A 21,008-nucleotide genomic window follows, 5' to 3' on the forward strand; every position below is an offset into this window, starting at 1 on the left:
ACTTCTAATTTGCTAAACGATTTAAAATATAACTTACTTCTAATTCCACTCCAATTGGTAAAACAGCCTCATCAATATCAAATTTTTCATGATGATGACCATAAGCTGTTTCTACACTTGATTGACTTCCTAAAAGTCCATATACTCCTGGTTTTCCAACTAAATAATCTGCAAAATCATCCGCACCCATTGTTAATTCATATTTGGTAATAATATTATTAATCGAATCAATGGATTGAGCAACTGTTTGAAATTTCTCTGCTAATTCATGAGTATTAATCACTGGAGCGGCTGCATCATACCAATCAATTTCTACCTCACAACGATGTGTAAACGCAATTCCTTGTGCAATTCTTGTTACTGCTTCTTTTAAATGAGCTCTTGTAGTATGACTAAAGGCGCGAATGGTTCCTTCTAATAGAGCATCATTTGCGACAATATTATAACGTGTACCTGCATGTAATTTACCAACACCTACTACTGCTCTATCTCCTGGATCCACTTCACGACTGACAATTGTTTGTAGCGCAACAACGATTTCGCTAGCTGTTACTAATGCATCATGCCCTAAATGAGGACGACCTACGTGCGAACTTTTTCCTTTAACGTTAATTTTAAAAATATCACAAGAGGCATTCACAGGTCCGCCTTGAACAGCAAATGAACCTAATGGTAATCCTGAATTCACATGAATAGCAAAACTTTCATCAATTGAATCAATTTTTCCTGAAGCTACAAATTGTTTTGCACCTGCTCCAATTTCTTCAGCTGGTTGAAAAGCAATATACACTGTTCCTGCAAATGTATCTTTAATACTATTTAATACTTTTGCTGTCCCTAATCCCATTGCTGTGTGAGCATCATGACCACATGCATGATTTAATCCTTCATTTTTAGAAGAATACGATTTATTCGTACAATCTGGTAATTCTAAGGCATCAATATCTGCACGAAGAAGAATTGTTTTTCCTTCTCCTTTTTCTCCTTTAATAATGGCTAATGTTCCTGTTTCAGCAATTTTTTCAAATGGAATATTTAATTTTGTTAATTCTTCTTGAATTTTTTCTGCCGTTTTATATTCTTTTAAACTAGCTTCAGGATTTTCATGAAAATGTCTTCTTAAGACTACTAACTCTTCTTTTAGAGCAAATGCTTTTTCTTTAATCGTACTCATTAAAATTCCTTCTTTCTATTGTAATAAAGAGGCATGACGAGCATGCCTCTTAGGAGATAAATGATGATAAAATAAATGGTTAAATAATCTAATTAATCGATTATTTTAAAGAAGCTTTTTCCCAAACTGGTACGTTTGCACCTTTTGAAACTTCTTCAATTTTCTTAGCTGTTTCTGGTGATTGGTAGTATTTAACGATTGTTTTGTAAACTTCGTTGTTTTCATTACCTTCTTTAGCAGCAATAACATTGTAGTATGGTTGAGATGAATCTGTGATTTCTTCGATAAAGATTGAATCTTTTGTTGGTTGGAATCCTGCTTCAACTGCGAAACCATTGTTGATTAATGAAGCTGCTACATCGTCTAAAGCACGAGCTGTTTGTCCAGCTGGTAATTCTTTAATATTAATTTTCTTAGGATTTTCTACGATATCATCTTTAGTTGCTAATGTATTGTTTACATCTTTTAATTTGATTACGCCAGCTGCGTGTAGTAAGCGTAATGCACGAGAGTTGTTAGAAGTATCTTCTGGGATTGCAATTGTATCGCCATCTTTTAACTCGCTAACGTTTTTAATTTTTTTAGAGTACACACCCATTGGAGCAATTACTGTATATCCAATTGGTTTGATATGAGTATTTTGTTCTTTATTGAAACGTTCTAAGTAAATAATTGTTTGGAATGAGTTTAAGTCAACATCTCCATTTTCTAATGCTTGGTTTGGTTGTACATAGTCAGTAAATTCTACTAATTCAACATTGATGTTTTCTTTTTCTTTTAAGCGTTTAATAACGTCATCCCATACATCATGGTTTCCTGCGTTTACCCCAACTTTTACTGTTTTTGCTTCTTTTTTAGCATCTGCTGCTTGGTTTGAGTTTGAAGAAGTTTGTGCAGCTTGTCCACATGCTGCTAATGTTAATCCTGCTAATGCTGTTACAAATAATTTTTTAATGTTCATCTATAAATTCCTCTTTCTTGTTTAAAAATTTTATTCCAATCGAATCGCTCCAGTGATTCATTTCAGAGCGTTCGGCTTCGTATCTTGTTCTAATTGAACTCGGCCTCACTGAAATGACGTCCACTTCACGCCACCCCCACGCAACTGCATTGCTTTGTGTGCGTCGCTCCAGTGATTCATTTCAGAGCGTTCGGCCTCGTATCTTATTATTTCGTGGCTCTTTTTTCTAGGAAGTCACCGATTGCTTGGCTTATAAATACAATAATTAACATAATAATCGTTGCTACTACGATTACGTCTCCTTGGAATCGATTGTATCCTCTTGAAATTGCTAAGTTTCCGATTCCTCCAGCTCCAAATGCACCAGCCATTGTTGTTAAACCAATTAAGCTGATTGTTGTTAGAGAAGAAGCACGAATTAAACTTGGTAATCCTTCTTTTAAATAGACTCGGAAAATAATTTCCAATGGTGTACATCCCATGGCGATTGAAGCTTCAATCACACCTTTATCTACTTCTAACAAAGCTAATTGTACTTGTCGTGAGAAGAATGGAACAGTCGCAATCACTAGTGGCACAATCGCACCAGGAATTCCAATTGTAGTTCCTACAATTAATCTTGTTAATGGGATTAATAACATCGCTAAAATGATAAATGGAATCGAACGGAATAAGTTTACCACTTTATCTAATATAGCGTATAAAACTTTATTTTCTAAAATATTTCCTTCTCGAGTAACTACTAACACTACTCCTAAGGCAATCCCTAGTACTCCAGCAATCAATCCTGTAATTCCAACCATTAATAATGTATCAATTGTACTTTTAATGATTTCTTGTGTTACACGAGCATCAATATTTGGAAACCATTGGTGTAAGTCCATCTTACTCAACCTCCTTTGGCTCATCTAAAATTTCTGTTTGAACACCCGATTGATGAATATGTTCTAGAGCATGTTTAATATTTTCTGCTTCACCAGATAATCCTACTAGTAAAGTTCCAACTGCTGTTTCTTGAATGACTTCAACATTGGCAAATAAAATATTCGCTGCTACTTGGAATTGAGTTGATAATTTCGTAATCAATGGTTCTCCAGTTGAAGCACCTACAAATGAAATTTTCGCAAGAACATCTCCAGGGTTTAAGTTTAGTAAATGTTCATGTTGTAAAACTGTTTCAATTCCTTTGTTGATATGTGTTGCTGTGTCAATGAAATCTTTCGTTAATGTTTTTTGTGGATTAGTAAAGATTTCTAATACGGTTCCTTGTTCAATAATTAATCCTTGTTCCATTACGGCAACTTTATTACAAATCTCTTTTACAACTTGCATTTCGTGAGTGATAATCACGATTGTAATGCCTAATTGTTCGTTTACTTTTTTCAAAAGTTCTAAAATAGATTCGGTTGTTTTAGGGTCTAGTGCACTTGTTGCTTCGTCACATAATAGAACATCTGGATCATTAGCTAATGCTCTGGCAATCGCAACCCTTTGTTTTTGTCCACCAGACAATTGTCTTGGATAACTTGTAATTTTGTCTTCCAAGCCTACTAAGTGTAGAAGTGACTCAACTTTTTCCTTAATTTCCGCTTTTGATAATCCTGAGCGTTTTAATGGAAAGGCAACATTTTCAAATACTGATAAAGTATTCATTAAGTTAAAATGTTGGAAAATCATTCCAATTTTTTTACGAGCATCTCTTAATTGTGCTTCTTTTAGACTCGTTAACTCCACTCCTGAAACTGTAACTGTTCCATTTGTAGGACGTTGCAATAAATTGATAGTTCGTACTAATGTACTTTTTCCAGCACCACTGTATCCGATAATGCCATAAATATCTCCATCTTCAATGGTAATATTTACTTGCTTTACAGCTTCGACCGTTTTACCTGATTGCTGAAATGTTACATCAATATTTTTTAATTCAATCATTTGTTTCTCCTTTCAAGCAAATAAAAAGCCCGCTCTTTGGTTTTACTCACCAACCAAAGGACGAGTTCTCTCGTGTTACCACCTTTATTCATAGCATTTTCACAAATCCTATCTCTGTCAGTTAATCTTTCTAACTGATAAGCTATATCGGGCTTTCCCGTAATCGTCTCATGATTCAACGATTAGCACTCAAAGGCCATCTTCAAAGTTTCAACTATTATCTCTTTTCACCCAACCGAGACTCTCTAAAATAGATTCACTTTTACTCTCCTTGTCACAGTGCGTTATGACTATGAAACTAGGATACCAACAAAACCTGTTCCAGTCAATTTCTAGATTTCTATCACTTGTTATAAGTTTTCTTTATATCTTTTTTCTTGCATCCCCCTCTAGTTTTCCCTACAATAAACTTACGAGGTGATATACATGAATGATTTAATTTCTTATAAAAAAATGCCGCTATGGACGGTGGAAACTTTACCCGAACCGTTTAAAAAAATGCATAATACAAAGGTTGGAACTTGGGCACAACTGCATATTTTAAAAGGAGAAATCACGTTTGAATTTTTAAACGAAGATGGAAGTGTTAGTGATACTGTACTGCTAAATGCTACTACTCCTATTCCACTTGTAGAGCCCCAACAATGGCATCGAATTGCTAAAGCAAGTGACGATATCGAGTGTTATTTAGAGTTTTTCTGTAAAAAAGAAGACTATTTTACAAAAAAATATGGCTACACAAAGACTCACTCTGAAGTTTTAGCTGCTCAACCGCTCATTCCAAAAGGTCGTGTACTTGACTTAGGAAGTGGAGAAGGTCGTAATAGTTTATACCTTGCTTCATTAGGATATGACGTCACTTCATTGGATTGGAATGTTCCCAGCTTACAAAAATTACAGGAAGTAGCTGCTCAAGAAGGACTGTCACTTAAAGTCGAGCCATACGATATTGAATGTGCCGATATCCCTGGCGGACAATATGATTGGATTGTATCAACAGTTGTATTGATGTTTCTACACGAAGAAGTCATTTCAGATGTCATTGAGAATATGCAATCTCACACCGCTTCTGGTGGCTATAATTTAATTGTAGCAGCTATGTCTACTGAAGATGCACCTTGTCCTGTGAATTTCCCATTTACTTTTAAAGAAGGCGAATTACTAGAATATTATGCCGGTTGGGAAATTTTAAAATATAATGAAGACTTTGGTGAACTCCACAAAACAGATGAAAACGGCAATCGTCTTCGATTCAGATTTGCAACATTGTTGGCAAAGAAAGGGTAATTAAAACTCTATATAATTAACAAACAAAAAACGTCCTTTCGGACGTTTTTTTAATAGCTATTTTCTTCAACTGCTTGATTTTTAATAATTTTTACAATACGGCTTGTACCTAAACGACTAGCACCTAATGAAATGAATTTTTCTGCATCTTCTAAACTAGAAATGCCACCTGCAGCTTTAATTTTCACTGAAGAGCCTACATGTTCTTTCATTAAAGCTACTGCTTCAAATGTAGCTCCACCTGTTGAAAAACCTGTAGATGTTTTAATATATTCCGCTCCTGCACGTGTCACTACTTTACATAATTCAATCAATTCTTCTGTTGTTAATAAACAAATCTCCACAATGACTTTCAAGATTCTTCCTTGACAAGCTTCGTGAATTTGACGAATTTCTTCTTCTATTAAGTCAAAGCGTTTATTTTTTACGTCTGTAATATTGATGACCATATCGATTTCACTTGCGCCATTAGCAACTGCATCTTTTGTTTCAAAAACTTTTACGCTTGTTGTTGAATATCCATTAGGGAATCCAATAACCGTACAAATTGGTAATTTGCCATCAACATATTCTGCTGCTTGTTTAACATAGCTGGCAGGAATACAAGCTGAAGCTGTTCCATAATGAATCGCATCATCTAAAATTTGTTTAATTTCTTCCCATGTTGCATTTTGTGTTAATAAGGTATGATCGACGGTTGCTAAAATTTCTTTTAATTCCATTTGATTCACCTATCCTTATGCGTTTTGACGGTCTTGTGCAATTAAATTACGTAAAGCTTGTACAGCAACTGTAATCGCTGCTTCTGTATCATGAACGATTGGATTTTCTAATCCTGCAGCATTTCTTTCTTGGTTTCCTACTACTAAGAATGTTGAACCAACTCTTACTCCTAAATGACTAGCTACTACAAATAAAGCTGCTGATTCCATTTCTGAAGCTTTTACGCCTAGACGTTTCCAAGCTTCCCATTTTTGTTGTAATTCATAGCTTACAGGCATTACTTCTGGTTCATGTTGTCCATAGAATGAATCTTTACATTGTACAACACCAGCATGAGTTGTATAGCCTAATGTTTTTCCTGCTTGTAATAATGCTGTTACAACATCATAGTTTGCAACGGCTGGAAATTCGATTGGTGCATATTCACGAGTTGTTCCTTCTGTACGAATCGCAGCCGTCGCAATCACGATATCTCCACCTTTTACATCGATATCAATTCCGCCACAAGTCCCAACACGAACGAATGTATCTGCACCACTTCTTACTAATTCTTCTAAAGCGATAGAAGCTGATGGACCTCCAATCCCTGTTGAAGTTACACTAACTTTTTCTCCGTCTAAGTATCCTGTATATGTAACATATTCACGGTTATCTGCAATTAATTTTGCATCTTCAAAATGCTCTGCAATTTTCGCACAACGTTTAGGATCTCCTGGTAAAATAACGTATTTACCTACATCCCCTTTGCGAATGTTTAAATGATATTGTAATCCTTCTTCTGAATAATTTTGCATCTCTCTTCCTCCTTATAGGTATCATTTGAATACCTTAACTGTAAAATTATACCATAATTTTAACCATTTTGAAAACGTTCGCTAAAAAAATCAAAAAGAAAAGACTTCCTATAGTAGTATGCGTAAAAGTAGCCGCTTCTGTGGCTACTTTTACTAGGAAATTTTGAGACCTTAGGCTCAAAATTTAGCCATGAGACTTGCTTCGCAAGGCTGCTGGCGTCCTATACTACTATATTAAAGAAGTCTAATTCAATCTTTTAAGCTTCTGTTGTTGCTTCCACTGTTCCTTCAGATACAATTTCTTCTGCTAACTCTTCAGTAGCTTCAACGAATTCTTCTGTTTGAACTGGTGTAGAAGTGCTTGTTTCCATATTACGGTAACGAGCCATACCTGTACCAGCAGGAATAATCTTACCGATGATAACATTTTCCTTAAGTCCAAGTAAGTGGTCTTTCTTACCACGTATAGATGCGTCTGTTAACACACGAGTAGTTTCTTGGAATGAAGCTGCAGATAAGAAACTGTTTGTTTCTAATGAAGCTTTTGTAATACCAAGTAATACTGGACGTGCAGTCGCAGGAACTTCACCATTCATAATTGCAGAACGGTTACGTTCAGTAAAGTCTGCGATATCTAATAATGTTCCTGGTAAAATTTCAGTTGAACCTGGATCCATTACACGAACTTTACGTAACATTTGACGAACCATTACCTCAACGTGTTTATCGCCGATTTCTACCCCTTGCATACGGTATACTTTTTGTACTTCACGTAATAAGTAGTTTTCAACTGATAATACATCACGAACACGTAATAATTCTTTTGGATCAATCGAACCAGATGTTAATGGTTCACCACGATGGATTGTTTGTCCTTCTTCAACATTTAAGCGAGCTGTAAATGGAACAGTATACGTACGTGTATCTGTTGCACCTTTAATAGTGATTTCTTTAGTACGGCTTCCCGCATTTTCATCAATCGATACAACTTCACCTGTTACTTCTGTAATAGTCGCTCCCCCTTTAGGGTTACGAGCTTCGAAGATTTCTTGGATACGTGGTAAACCTTGAGTAATATCGTCTCCGGCTACCCCACCGGTATGGAAGGTACGCATTGTTAACTGAGTACCAGGTTCCCCGATAGATTGAGCGGCAATTGTACCAACTGCTTCCCCTACTTCTACTTCTGAACCTGTTGCTAAGTTACGTCCATAACAATGTTTACATACACCATGTTTAGTATCACATGTAAATGCAGAACGGATTGTTACTTCTTCAATACCAGCATCCATAATTTTACGAGCAATATCTTCTGTAATTAATTCATTGTGACCAACAAATACTTCTCCAGTTACTGGATCTTTTACAGAACGTTGAGCATAACGTCCAATCATACGTTCTTCTAATGTTTCAATCATTTCATTTCCTTCACGGATAGCTGAAATTGTTAAACCACGATCAGAACCACAGTCTGTTTCACGGATAATTACGTCTTGCGCTACGTCTACTAAACGACGAGTTAAGTAACCTGAGTCGGCTGTCTTCAAGGCTGTATCCGTCATCCCTTTACGGGCACCGTGAGTTGATAAGAACATCTCCATAACCGTTAAACCTTCACGGAAGTTTGATGTTACTGGTAATTCCATGATCTTACCATTCGGAGCAGCCATCAATCCACGCATCCCCGCTAACTGAGTAAAGTTAGAGATGTTACCACGGGCTCCAGAGTCACTCATCATGAAGATTGGGTTACGAGCACCAAGTGTTTTCGTTAATGCGCTTTGGATTTCATCTTTTGCTGCATTCCATGTTTCGATAACACGTTCATATCTTTCATCATCTGTAATTAAACCACGACGGAATAATTTAGAAATTTCATCAACTTGGTTGTGTGCATCAGAAAGAATTGTCTTTTTATTTCCTGCAACAGAAATATCTGCAATCCCTACTGTTAAACCAGCACGAGTTGAATATTTATATCCTAAGTCTTTCATACGGTCTAACATCATTGATGTTTCTGTAATGTGGAAACGTTTGAAGACTTCCGCAATGATTTGACCTAAGTTTTTCTTCTTGAATGGTAAAACGATTGGTTGTTTTGCAATTTCTTCCTTAATATTTGAACCTGGTTCTAAGAAATATTTATCTGGAGTAGCTACTTCTAAGTTTTCCATTGATGGTTCATTTAAGTAAGGGAATTCGTCAGGCATAATTTCATTGAATAATAATTTACCAACTGTCGTTACTAACATGCGTTCTTTTTGCCATTCTGTAAATGGTTTATGAGGAAGCGCACTTGCGTGAATCGCAATACGGCTGTGTAAATGAACATATCCATTTTGATATGCTAACATTGCTTCGTTCATGTCTTTGAAGTACATTCCTTCTCCAACACGACCTTCTTGTTCTAATGTTAAGTAATAGTTTCCTAAAACCATGTCTTGAGATGGAGTTACTACTGGTTTTCCATCTTTAGGGTTTAAGATATTTTGTGCCGCTAACATTAATAAACGAGCTTCCGCTTGAGCTTCTTGTGAAAGTGGCACGTGAACCGCCATTTGGTCCCCGTCGAAGTCGGCATTGTAGGCCTCACACACTAATGGGTGAAGACGGATTGCACGACCTTCTACTAGAGTTGGTTCGAATGCTTGAATCCCTAATCTGTGAAGAGTAGGTGCTCGGTTTAATAGAACTGGGTGTTCACGAATCACTTCTTCTAAAACTGCCCAAATATCATCGTCTAAACGTTCAATTTTACGTTTTGCACTCTTAATATTTCCAGCAATTTCACGTTCTACTAATTCTTTCATCACGAATGGTTTGAATAATTCAATTGCCATTTCTTTTGGTAAACCACATTGATACATCTTCAAGTTTGGTCCTACTACGATTACAGAACGTCCTGAGTAGTCTACACGTTTACCAAGTAAGTTTTGACGGAAACGACCTTGTTTCCCTTTAAGCATATGACTTAATGATTTCAATGGACGGTTACCTGGTCCAGTTACTGGACGACCACGACGACCATTATCGATTAAAGCATCCACCGCTTCTTGTAACATACGTTTTTCATTTTGAACGATGATACGTGGAGCATTTAATTCTAATAAACGTTTTAGACGATTATTACGGTTAATAACACGACGGTATAAATCATTTAAGTCACTTGTTGCAAAACGTCCACCTTCTAATTGAACCATTGGACGTAAATCTGGTGGGATAACTGGAATAACATCCATTACCATCCAACCAGGTTTATTTCCTGATTCACGGAAAGCATCTAAAATATCTAAACGACGAATTGCACGAGTACGTTTTTGTCCTTGAGCTGTTTTTAACTCTTCTTTTAATTCTGCAATTTCTGCTTCTAAGTCAACGTTATTTAGTAATTCTTGAACAGCTTCAGCACCCATTGCTGCGTGGAAGCGAGTTCCGAATTCCATACGTTTTTCACGGTATTCACGTTCACTTAATAATTGTTTTTTCATCAATGTTGTGTCACCAGCATCGATAACAACATAGCTTGCAAAATAAATGATTTCTTCCAACGCACGAGGACTCATGTCTAACACAAGTCCCATACGGCTAGGAATTCCTTTAAAGTACCAAACATGTGATACTGGAGCTGCTAATTCGATATGTCCCATACGTTCACGACGAACTTTTGAGCGAGTTACTTCAACGCCACAGCGATCACATACTTTTCCTTTATTGTTAATTTTCTTTAATTTACCACATGAACATTCTAAATCTTTCGTTGGTCCAAAAATCTTTTCACAATATAGACCATCACGTTCTGGTTTCAAAGTACGATAGTTGATTGTTTCTGGTTTGGTTACTTCACCATATGACCATTCACGAATCTTATCAGGAGACGCTAAACCAATTTGCATACTTTCAAAATTATTTACATCTATCAAGGGGCCAACCTCCCTCTTCTTTGGAATTGCCCTACGATTCCAATAGTTATTCTTAGTCTAAAGTTACATCTGTATCTTCTGATTCTTGAATTTCTTCAGTTTCTTCTACTGTTGTTTCTTCAACTTCTTCTTTATCTGAAGAAAGTTCAGCAATACGGTCAGAATATTCATTTAAAATACGTTTCTTTTCACTCATTTTTTCAACATCATTGAAATTCATACGAGCGTCATCATCCATGTCTTCTAACTTAATTTCTTCATCATTTTCGTCTAGTACTTTCATATCAAGACCTAATGCTTGTAATTCTTTTACTAATACTCGGAATGATTCAGGTACACCTGGTTTAGAAATTTGTTGACCTTTCACGATTGATTCGTAAGTTTTCACACGACCAACAACGTCATCTGATTTGTAAGTCAAGATTTCTTGTAATGTGTATGCAGCACCATATGCTTCTAGCGCCCATACCTCCATTTCTCCGAAACGTTGTCCACCAAATTGAGCTTTACCTCCAAGAGGTTGTTGAGTTACCAATGAGTATGGTCCAATTGAACGAGCATGAAGTTTGTCATCAACCATGTGGGCAAGTTTAATCATGTACATTACCCCTACTGATACACGGTTATCAAATGGTTCCCCTGTACGTCCATCATATAAAATTGTTTTCGCATCACGAGCCATACCTGCTTCTGCAACTGTTCCCCAAACATCTTCATCTTGAGCACCATCAAATACTGGTGTTGCGACGTAAATGCCTAATTCACGAGCTGCCATCCCTAAGTGTAACTCTAATACTTGTCCAATGTTCATACGTGATGGTACCCCTAATGGGTTTAACATGATGTCAACTGGTGTTCCATCTGGTAAGAATGGCATATCTTCTTCCGGCATAATACGAGAAACTACCCCTTTATTACCGTGACGTCCGGCCATCTTATCCCCTTCATTGATTTTACGTTTTTGAACAATGTATACACGAACTAATTTGTTTACTCCAGGCGCTAATTCATCACCAGCTGCACGAGTGAACAAACGTACATCACGAACGATACCGCCGCCGCCATGAGGAACACGTAATGAAGTATCACGTACTTCACGAGCTTTTTCACCGAAGATAGCATGTAATAAACGTTCTTCTGGTGATTGTTCTGTTAATCCTTTAGGAGTAACTTTACCAACTAAGATATCCCCATCTTTAACTTCCGCACCAATACGGATAATTCCGTTTTCGTCAAGGTTTTTCAATGCATCTTCCCCAACGTTTGGAATTTCACGGGTAATTTCTTCTGGTCCTAATTTTGTATCACGAGCTTCTGAATCATAGTCATCAATATGGATTGAAGTATATACATCATCTTTTACAAGACGTTCGCTCATGATAACCGCATCCTCATAGTTGTATCCTTCCCAAGTCATGAATGCAACTAGAACGTTTTGTCCTAATGCTAATTCACCTTGTTCCATTGAAGGACCATCTGCTAAGATTTCTCCAACTTCTACTTTATCTCCTTTTGAAACAATCGGACGTTGGTTATAACACATACCAGCATTTGAACCATGGAATTTAGTAATATTATATTGGTCTAACGAACCATCTGCTGTACGAACACGTACTTGATTTGCATCGACAAATTCTACGATACCTTCACGTTTACATAGTAAAGCTACCCCAGAGTCATGCGCTGTTACGTATTCCATACCAGTACCAATAAATGGTGCTTTTGGGTTTAATAACGGAACTGCTTGACGCTGCATGTTGGCACCCATTAACGCACGGTTTGAGTCGTCGTTTTCTAAGAACGGGATACATGCTGTCGCAACAGCAACTACTTGTTTTGGAGATACGTCCATGTAGTCAACACGTTCTACAGGAACTTCTAAGTTTTCTGATACGTAACGAGCCATTACTACATCGTTTACGAAGCTTCCATCTTCATTTAATGGAGAGTTTGCTTGCGCTACTACATAACGGTCTTCTTCATCCGCTGTTAAGTAGTCAATCTTATCTGTTACTTTATGAGTTTTCCAGTCTACACGACGGTATGGAGTTTCTACAAATCCATATTTATTAATTTTAGCGTATGTTGATAAACTATTGATCAAACCGATGTTTGGTCCCTCAGGAGTTTCAATCGGACACATACGACCATAGTGAGAATAGTGTACGTCACGAACTTCATATCCGGCACGGTCACGAGTCAAACCACCAGGTCCTAAGGCTGATAGACGACGTTTGTGAGTTAATTCTCCTAATGGGTTTGTTTGGTCCATGAATTGTGATAATTGAGATGAACCAAAGAATTCTTTAATTGCTGCTACTACAGGACGAATGTTTACTAATTGTTGTGGTGTTACTGTTGCTACATCTTGGATAGACATACGTTCACGAACCACACGTTCCATACGAGATAAACCGATACGGAATTGGTTTTGTAATAATTCACCTACTGAACGAATACGACGGTTCCCTAAGTGGTCGATATCGTCTGTTGAGCCGATTCCTTCATATAAGTTTAAGAAGTAGCTGATTGTCGCTAAAACGTCAGCTGCTGTCACACATTTAATTTCATCTGGAATATTCGCATTTCCGATTACTTTAATGATACGTTCAGGGTCTTGTGGTGAGTACACTTGAACGGATTGAATCGTTACAGGTTCTTGGATAACCCCTTCACTTGAAGGATATAATGTAAATAAGTTTGCTCCTGCTTCTAATGCTTGAGCTACTTTTTCCATAATTTCTTTTTCAAGAACTGTTCCTGCTTCAACAACGATTTCTCCTGTTTCAGGGTGTACGATGTTTTCAGCAACTGTTTGATTTAATAAACGTGTTTTTAAGTTTAATTTTTTATTTACTTTATAACGACCTACTGCCGCAAAATCATAACGACGTGGATCAAAGAAACGAGCTGTTAATAAGTTACGTGAACTTTCAGCTGTTTTTGGTTCTCCTGGACGTAGACGGTCATAAATATCTTTTAATGCTTCTTCTGTACGTGATTCATCCATACGTTTATGAACATCTTTATCTAATGTTAAACGTAATGTTTCACTTTCACCGAAGATTTCTAAAATTGTATCGTCTGATTCAAAACCTAACGCACGAACTAATACTGTTAATGGAATTTTACGAGTACGGTCAATACGTACATATGAAATGTCTTTTGAATCTGATTCGTATTCTAACCATGCACCACGGTTAGGAATTAATGTTGCGCCATATAAGGCTTTACCATTTTTATCTGGGCGGTCATGGAAGTATGAACCTGGTGAACGTACTAATTGAGATACAATAACACGTTCTGCACCATTAATGATAAATGTTCCCATTTCTGTCATTAATGGGAAATCTCCAAAGAAGACTTCTTGGTCTTTTACTTCTCCAGTTTCTTTGTTCACTAAACGCATTTTTACATAAATTGGTGCTGCATAATTTGCGTCGTGATTTCTTGCTTCTGCAAGGTTATATTTTGGAGCATGTAATTCATAATCTAAGAATTCTAATGATAAATTACCTGTATGGTCTTCGATTGGTGAGATGTCTTTAAACATTTCACGAATCCCTTCATCTAAGAACCATTGGTAAGAATCAGTTTGAATTTCAATTAGATTTGGTAATTCTAATACTTCACTGATTCGTGCATAACTTCTACGCACACGGTGTTTACCGTATTTCACATCATGATGTGCCAACTCTTCCACCCCTATATCATAATTTTATGAATAAATATTACAAATTTATTACATTATTAAATTTTCGTAACAAATGTTGCCTGAAAGTCATTTTAGAACAAAAAAAAACCAAAAGAATTTCTTTATCCCTTATTAAAAAGAGTGCTCATTCTTTTGTTTTCCCTTATATTCACGGGATTTCTGGACAATATTTCAGCATCCCGCAAGACTATAGTTACACTTATTGCGTTACATTATTTTAGCGTGAAATTGGCGATTTGTCAAGGTTTTGAAAGACTTTCTTTGCGTGTTTATAAGAAAGTGCATACATTTTTTCATTGATGTTTATACGTAATAAAAGCAAGCAGAAAAATGCTTTTTGTTTGCGTGGTCGCCAGTAGCCTCGCTTGCGAGTCTCTTGGCTAAAAAGATTTTTCTGCTTTCTTTTATATTGTTTTTGCGTTTTTTTACTGACAATTTTTTGTTTCTGCACCAAGAGTTAGACATTTCCTGGATTTAGTTTTATCTAACTCGACAAAACTAGGCAATGTTATATAACTTCATAGTTTATTTATTATGATGAACATCGTTTTCCAAAAATGGATTAACCAAATCTATCCACTCCAAAGGCAGATAAGCCGATAGATAACCGTGATTATATCCTTTTGCTTCATATACACTACAATTAGGATGCATTTTTTGAAATAGCTTAGCCGATTCCTTAACGCAATCCATTTCTTTTTCACCATAAATATATAGAACTTGTGCTTTGTTTTCTGTAATAGAATTTTTAAGCCTATATTCTCCCATATATGTTTGATACATAGTCACCAATGTTTTAATCGGAATCCTTGGCATATCCTCCATATAATAGCCTTCTATTTCTTCCGAATAAGCCATATTGGGATACATTTTTTTCATTAAACTCAACTGAATTTTACTTGCATATTTGCTAAACATAAGTTTTCCGAATAATTTTACAATAATTGTACTAACTCTTGCCAGCTTTGGCTGAGGAATACAAATACTACCGTCTATTATTGCTTTCTGAGCTATATCACTATTTAGCGATAATAACTCAATGGCAATTTGACCTCCCAAAGAAACACCTCCCACAGCAAACAATTTTCCATCGCAATTATTTTTTATATAGTCCATAATTTGCTGTGCGGAATTTTCAGTTGAAATATACTCTTTTTGATATTCTTCTCCATGACCATTAAGTGTTGGTAATATCACATGATATTTTTCGGATAATATACGAGCTTGCCGAAGATAATTCCACCAGGAATTACCTCCGCCGTGTATCAATAATATATGTGGAAATTTTTTATTACCAAATTCATGAAATATCATATTCCAAAACCTCTACAAACTTAAATTTGTTAGCTAATAAGTTTACTCGCTAACTTATACACTTGATTTATTTCTTTGTTTTCTAAACACGAGACCAGCTAAAAAAGTCTAATGAAGTGCTTTATTACTTTCATTAACTATATATAATAGTCTTTGTTTTTTTAACCCCTTAACTGCCGTCAGTTTAACATATTTTTTTCTTTATTGTAAACATGGTTTATTTCGATTTACGAGCTATCAAACGCCTATTGCTCTGCTATCAAGAATACGTCACATCCAATTGAAGAGTAGCTCTCCATAGTTCTAAGATTTCTAGTAAGGTTGCATAAATCGAGAACATTTCAAACTGGTTGAGCGACTTTTAATAGAAGTTTTTCATTTCTTCAGTAAACTTTGTTAAAGAACACTTAAAATAGTTACACTACATTTTGTAATTCAGCTAAAAGATGAAAGAAAAATTTTTGTTGCGAAAGTAATGGTAGCCACATTGGCTTCCATTACAGGTAAACTTTGAGACCGAGGCTCAAAGTTTAGCCATGAGACTCGCAGAGGCTGCTGGCGACCTCGCTAACATAAAATTTTTCTTTCATCTTTTAGCATTTACGTGTATCATCTACATACATAAAAACGTCTAAATCTTTTCATCGATTTAGACGTTTTCCATCAATTCATTATACTGTAAATTCAGCCATATTCTTTTTAACAACTTCTCCGCTTGGTAAACGTAGTTCAATCGTTCCATCCATATTAAAGATAACACTATCTAATCCTAATCCGTAACGAGCAGCAAATTTTGCAATTTTCTCTTGTACTGGATCTACCGCTGGTGCTTCTTCTAATCCTGGTTCTAACATAGGATCAGTTCCTGTAGGATTCAACATCCCGTTATCTGTTGAATTTTCTGGTTTCACAGGTTTTTCACTTGGTTTTGGAGCCTCTGGTAAAGACGCTGCTGGTTTATTTTCTGTTGGTTTTGTTTCAACCTTATCAGGAGTTGGCGCTACATGTTCAGGTACTTTATTTTCCCCATTCCCATTAGGTACTTCTCCTGTAAAATCAGCCATATTTTTCTTAACGACTTCTCCACTTGGTAAATGTAATTCAATCGTTCCATCCATATTGAACAATACATTTTCTAACTTCATTCCATGGCTTTCTGCAAATTTAGCTACTTTTTCTTGTACTGGATCTACTGCTGGTGCTTCTTCTAACATTGGGTCTGAAATAGGATTTCCAGTTGGTGTTTCTGACTCAGGTTTCAATCCTTCGCCTGTTGGTGTTGAATTTTCTTCAACTTTCTCTACAGGTTTTGGAGCTTCCTCTTTTCCAGTTGGTTTCGAAGATTCTTCTCCTTTTCCCATTTCTTTTGGTGATTCTTTACCTTTTTCTACTGGTTTAGAAGTTTCTTCTGTTTCATGTCCTTTAAATTGCGATAAAACTCCAGGTTTTTCTGTTTGATTATTTTTCTCTAAAATCGGAACTTCTACAATATAAGAAGATTGATTATCTAAATAAGCATTCGCCATGAAGGTTACTGGAATTTTATTTCCTGCTGTCATCGTAGTTCCTTGATTTAATTTTGGAATAGGCAATTGAATTTCGCCCACTTTGTAGTTATTTTCTAAGTACGCATTTCCATGAAATTCATCAAACACTCTGACTAAAGCTTCAGTCCCTTTGGGTATTACATATTGAGGTTTCACTCTTAAATAAGTATCCCCTGCATGGAATGGATAGAAAATCGTACGACTTGCCATGTTGTAAGCTAATGAGCTTGGAATCGTAAATTGTCCTTCGTAGTTCACTTCTGGATAATCTTTTGAAGTAATGGTGTATTTAAAAGTTTCTCCTGGTAAATAAGGTTTATCTAATTCAAAATTAGCAATATTTCCTACTCCTTCACCGAATACTTTTCCAGATAATTTCTCAATCACTTTCCCGTCTGGAGTCGTTAATTTCACCATCATATTTGTTCCTAATTTTTTCTCTAATTCTGGTGGGAAACTAAAGGATACACGTTTTTGCCCATTTGCTAAGGTAAAGTTTTGGTTATTAAATGTGCTGTTTTTCAATAGTTTTACAACACTTGCCAATTCTTCTCCTGTATAAACCTTGTTTCCTTCTTTTTTAGCAACTCCTTCTTCTGGTTTAAAGAGTTCATAGTTACTATGAGAGTGTCCAATTCCAACTGGCTTATGTTCATCAATTGGATCAGCATGATGGTGGTCTCCGTGTGGATAAATAATTGCATTTTTCTCTTTATTGACTACAATACTTTCACGTTTTACACCGTATTGTTTCATAATACCTGCAATTTTTTCTTCGATTTTTTTATCTAACTCACTCATTTCTACAGGCTTCATTGCATCATCATGGTGATGTTCCTCTTTAGGAGGTATTGCAGTCCCATTATAGCGTGCTTTAGCTTCTTCTATATGTTCTTTAGAAATTAAATGTTCCCATTTTGTATGAACTAATTGCTCAAATGGAATCACATGAATATCTTTCATATTCCCATTATGCGCCACTAATAAGTTTTCTCCTGATGTACCAATAATATGATTTCCATCAAATAAAAATCCGTCACTTGTTCTATAATGAATTCCGGCAAATTGTTTTTCTTTTGGCTGTGTAGTCGGAGCTTCAGTGTTTGGTTTTGTTTCCGGAGTCGTAGGTTTTGTTGTACTTTCTCCTGTTAAACCATGTAATTCCTTTTCTACCTTTTCAACTTTTCCAATCATTGATGCAACGGTATCAGGATGTGTGCTTTCAGAATTCACTTGATTTTTGTAAATAAAATGGAAGTGGTCGCCATGGCGAACTACATAACCTTCTGCTGTTTCACTTACAATATCTTTCTTGTCAAATACATACCCATCATGGTCATGATCATCGTGTTCACCTTCGTGCTCATGTTTCTCGCCCTCATGATTATGGTGTTCACTTTCGTGGTCGTGATGTTCAGCAGTTACTACAGGATTTCCTTCTTTATCTTTATAAATATAATGGAAATGGTCTCCATGACGAACGATATACCCTGTTTCAGTTTCGCTAACAACATCTTTCTTATCAAAAACATAGCCATCTTCAACTTCTTCATGATGTTCATGTGCTACTGGATTTGTAGCCATTGTTGTAGCAAGTGTTTGTTGCGTATTGTTTTTATAAATAAAGTGAAAATGGTCTCCATGACGAACGACATATCCCATTTCATTTTCTTCTACAATATCATTTGGATTAAAGACATATCCATCATCTGCAGAACTAATTGCTGTTGCTGAAGTCTTTTGTTCATATATAGCATCTTCTGGTGGAGCACCGTATACAAAATGGTAGTGATCTCCATGTTTTTTTAAGTATCCATTTTCGAATACTTCTCCTACAATTGTTTTTGGTTTATTTTCTTTTACTTCTTCAGCAATTTTCTCAAATTTTGCTAAATCAGTTTTTGAAATTTCTGTTGTTGTCGTTTCTGATTCTGTTTGCTGACTTGTATTTTGGTTATTAAAAAGTGAACAACCACCCAATAATACAAGACTTGCACTCCCAATTAGTAATGATTTTTTATGAATTTTCATTCTATCTCCCTCTCTTATAAAACGTAATCTTTACGTTTTATAACTTTACTCTCCTTTTGTATTTCTGTCAATGTTTTTTGAACACGTAATAAAAGAAAGAAGAAAAATGCTTTTTGTTTGCGAAGTCGCCAGTAGCCCCTATGGGTCTCTTGGCTAAAAATCGAGCCTTGCTTTCGATACAAAAAGATTTTTCTTCTTGCTTTTATATTATATTTGAGGTTTTTTACTGAAATGTATTAGTTCAAAAAATTGTTGCGCTACGGTTTACACTTCAGCTAAAAGATGAAAGAAAATTTTTGTTGCGAAAGTAATGGAAGCCAGGCGTGGCTTCCATTATAGGTAAAATTTGAGACCAAGGCTCAAATTTTAGCCATGAGACTCGCAGAGGCTGCTGGCGACCTCGCTAACACAAAATTTTTCTTTCATCTTTTAGCCTAACCGTAAAAAAGACTTCAAAACACTATTACGTTTCGAAGTCTATTCATCATTTTCTATTCAACTACTGTTTTATCTAAAAATCCTTTTAAGAATTTTTCAACAATAAATGTACCTAAGAAGGCAAATAAAATATTAGACACAGCTACGCCAAATACGCTAGGCCAGAATGGCACTTGTAACGAGTAATACAATGCTGCGGCTACTACAAAGCCACACCAAATTCCATAAGCAGCACTCTTCACATAAGAATTTTTGAAAATGCGGTTAAAAACATATAAACTCACTGACTGAATTAAAAATCCAGATAAAATATCAATCGGTCCAAGAGGACTTGGAATATTACTAATCATTACACCGATTAAAATCCCTAATGACAATTGCGGTTTATAAAATGGAACACCCATTAATAAAGTTGATAAACGGAACTGAAACATCCCGTAAGAAATAGGATTAATTAATGTTAAAACAACATATAATGCCCCTATTAAAGTATTTTGTGTTAATAATCTTATTTGTTTTTTATTCACTATAAAATCTCCAATCCATTTGCTAAAAAGGCTTTGTTTCGATCAATACAAGTTCCACATTTGCCACATGGAGGATACACGCCATTATAGCAACTATACGTCAACTCATAAGGAACACCCAATTCGAGTCCTTTTGCGACAATATCTTTCTTCTTCACTTGTCCAAATGGAGCTGTCAATCGAACTTTGCCTCCACTTCCTAATTGAACAGCCTGATTTATCGCTTCAATAAATTCAGGAGAACAATCCGGATAAATGACTCCTGAATCATCCAAATGTGCCCCAAAATAAATTTCAGAAGCGCCTTTTTGCATCGCAATTCCTGCTAAAATCGAAATAAAAATTCCATTACGAAACTCCACTTCGGTATTCGCTTCTGTTTGAGTCGCATAATCTCCTGTACTGACTTCAATATCATTTCCAGCATTTAAAGAAGATTTACTTCCTGAAAATACAGAAGTAACATCCAAAATTTGATGCGGAACTTTGTAATACGCTGCAATTTTTCTAGCAGCTTCTAATTCCAATTCCTTATGCTTTTGATTGTATGCAAAGGAAATAGCCTCGACTTGAGGATTTTGACTCAAAGCAAACGCTAATGCAGTCGAACTATCAACTCCACCACTTAATAATACTAATTTCATC

General features: G+C 35.9%; 14 protein-coding genes and 1 other annotated feature. Of the genes, 1 reads left to right on the top strand and 13 read right to left on the bottom strand.

Annotated features, from left to right (window positions below):
• Positions 1-4: 4 nt before the first annotated feature.
• The 4 genes from RWM24_RS04545 to RWM24_RS04560 all read right to left on the bottom strand — a co-directional run bounded on the left by RWM24_RS04545 (position 5) and on the right by RWM24_RS04560 (position 4,067).
• Positions 5-1,174 (bottom strand): amidohydrolase, encoded by a 1,170-nt coding sequence (locus tag RWM24_RS04545; protein WP_314112021.1) that lies wholly within the window; start codon positions 1,172-1,174, stop codon positions 5-7.
• A gap of 100 nt (positions 1,175-1,274) precedes the next feature.
• The gene (locus RWM24_RS04550; protein ID WP_314112023.1) at positions 1,275-2,135 is read right to left on the bottom strand and encodes a MetQ/NlpA family ABC transporter substrate-binding protein; all 861 of its coding nucleotides are present in this window, start codon (positions 2,133-2,135) and stop codon (positions 1,275-1,277) included.
• Between the two features lie 206 nt (positions 2,136-2,341).
• Positions 2,342-3,019 (bottom strand): methionine ABC transporter permease, encoded by a 678-nt coding sequence (locus RWM24_RS04555; protein ID WP_314112024.1) that lies wholly within the window; start codon positions 3,017-3,019, stop codon positions 2,342-2,344.
• Between the two features lies 1 nt (position 3,020).
• The gene (locus tag RWM24_RS04560) at positions 3,021-4,067 is read right to left on the bottom strand and encodes an ATP-binding cassette domain-containing protein (protein ID WP_314112026.1); all 1,047 of its coding nucleotides are present in this window, start codon (positions 4,065-4,067) and stop codon (positions 3,021-3,023) included.
• A gap of 53 nt (positions 4,068-4,120) precedes the next feature.
• Positions 4,121-4,354 (bottom strand) — a binding site (T-box leader).
• Between the two features lie 139 nt (positions 4,355-4,493).
• Between RWM24_RS04560 and tehB the strand changes: the two genes are divergently transcribed.
• Positions 4,494-5,354, top strand: coding sequence for an SAM-dependent methyltransferase TehB (tehB, locus tag RWM24_RS04565; protein WP_314112028.1), 861 nt, complete (start codon positions 4,494-4,496; stop codon positions 5,352-5,354).
• Between the two features lie 50 nt (positions 5,355-5,404).
• On the opposite strand, the gene deoC is transcribed toward tehB, so the two are convergent.
• The 9 genes from deoC to queC all read right to left on the bottom strand — a co-directional run bounded on the left by deoC (position 5,405) and on the right by queC (position 21,007).
• Positions 5,405-6,076: a deoxyribose-phosphate aldolase gene (deoC, locus tag RWM24_RS04570; protein ID WP_314112030.1), complete on the bottom strand. Its 672-nt coding sequence runs from the start codon at positions 6,074-6,076 to the stop codon at positions 5,405-5,407.
• Between the two features lie 15 nt (positions 6,077-6,091).
• Positions 6,092-6,871, bottom strand: coding sequence for a uridine phosphorylase (udp, locus tag RWM24_RS04575; protein ID WP_314112031.1), 780 nt, complete (start codon positions 6,869-6,871; stop codon positions 6,092-6,094).
• Between the two features lie 257 nt (positions 6,872-7,128).
• Positions 7,129-10,791, bottom strand: a complete 3,663-nt coding sequence (gene rpoC / locus RWM24_RS04580; protein ID WP_314112033.1) for a DNA-directed RNA polymerase subunit beta' — start codon at positions 10,789-10,791, stop codon at positions 7,129-7,131.
• Positions 10,792-10,843: 52 nt separating this feature from the next.
• The gene (gene rpoB / locus RWM24_RS04585; RefSeq protein ID WP_314112035.1) at positions 10,844-14,485 is read right to left on the bottom strand and encodes a DNA-directed RNA polymerase subunit beta; all 3,642 of its coding nucleotides are present in this window, start codon (positions 14,483-14,485) and stop codon (positions 10,844-10,846) included.
• A 238-nt stretch (positions 14,486-14,723) separates the two neighbouring features.
• Positions 14,724-14,960, bottom strand: a complete 237-nt coding sequence (locus RWM24_RS04590) for a hypothetical protein (protein ID WP_314112037.1) — start codon at positions 14,958-14,960, stop codon at positions 14,724-14,726.
• A 71-nt stretch (positions 14,961-15,031) separates the two neighbouring features.
• Positions 15,032-15,820, bottom strand: coding sequence for an alpha/beta hydrolase (locus tag RWM24_RS04595; RefSeq protein ID WP_314112039.1), 789 nt, complete (start codon positions 15,818-15,820; stop codon positions 15,032-15,034).
• 671 nt (positions 15,821-16,491) lie between these two features.
• Entirely contained in the window at positions 16,492-19,398 is a 2,907-nt protein-coding gene (locus RWM24_RS04600; RefSeq protein ID WP_314112040.1) for a pneumococcal-type histidine triad protein, read from the bottom strand.
• A 491-nt stretch (positions 19,399-19,889) separates the two neighbouring features.
• Positions 19,890-20,363: a QueT transporter family protein gene (locus RWM24_RS04605; protein ID WP_314112042.1), complete on the bottom strand. Its 474-nt coding sequence runs from the start codon at positions 20,361-20,363 to the stop codon at positions 19,890-19,892.
• Positions 20,363-21,007 carry a 7-cyano-7-deazaguanine synthase QueC gene (gene queC, locus RWM24_RS04610; RefSeq protein WP_314112043.1) on the bottom strand — a complete coding sequence of 215 codons (645 nt, stop codon included), beginning with the start codon at positions 21,005-21,007 and terminating at the stop codon, positions 20,363-20,365. Before queC ends, RWM24_RS04605 begins: the two co-directional genes overlap by 1 nt.
• Between the last annotated feature and the right edge of the window lies 1 nt (position 21,008).

Origin of the sequence: uncultured Granulicatella sp., from assembly GCF_963516875.1 — a bacterium.
GTDB lineage: Bacteria > Bacillota > Bacilli > Lactobacillales > Aerococcaceae > Granulicatella.

Bases quoted from the DNA above. Each gene is read 5' to 3' on its own strand.
- RWM24_RS04545 (WP_314112021.1), bottom strand. From the start codon at position 1,174: ATGAGTACGATTAAAGAAAAAGCATTTGCTCTAAAAGAAGAGTTAGTA.
- RWM24_RS04550 (WP_314112023.1), bottom strand. From the start codon at position 2,135: ATGAACATTAAAAAATTATTTGTAACAGCATTAGCAGGATTAACATTA.
- RWM24_RS04555 (WP_314112024.1), bottom strand. From the start codon at position 3,019: ATGGACTTACACCAATGGTTTCCAAATATTGATGCTCGTGTAACACAA.
- RWM24_RS04560 (WP_314112026.1), bottom strand. From the start codon at position 4,067: ATGATTGAATTAAAAAATATTGATGTAACATTTCAGCAATCAGGTAAA.
- tehB (WP_314112028.1), top strand. From the start codon at position 4,494: ATGAATGATTTAATTTCTTATAAAAAAATGCCGCTATGGACGGTGGAA.
- deoC (WP_314112030.1), bottom strand. From the start codon at position 6,076: ATGGAATTAAAAGAAATTTTAGCAACCGTCGATCATACCTTATTAACA.
- udp (WP_314112031.1), bottom strand. From the start codon at position 6,871: ATGCAAAATTATTCAGAAGAAGGATTACAATATCATTTAAACATTCGC.
- RWM24_RS04595 (WP_314112039.1), bottom strand. From the start codon at position 15,820: ATGATATTTCATGAATTTGGTAATAAAAAATTTCCACATATATTATTG.
- RWM24_RS04600 (WP_314112040.1), bottom strand. From the start codon at position 19,398: ATGAAAATTCATAAAAAATCATTACTAATTGGGAGTGCAAGTCTTGTA.
- queC (WP_314112043.1), bottom strand. From the start codon at position 21,007: ATGAAATTAGTATTATTAAGTGGTGGAGTTGATAGTTCGACTGCATTA.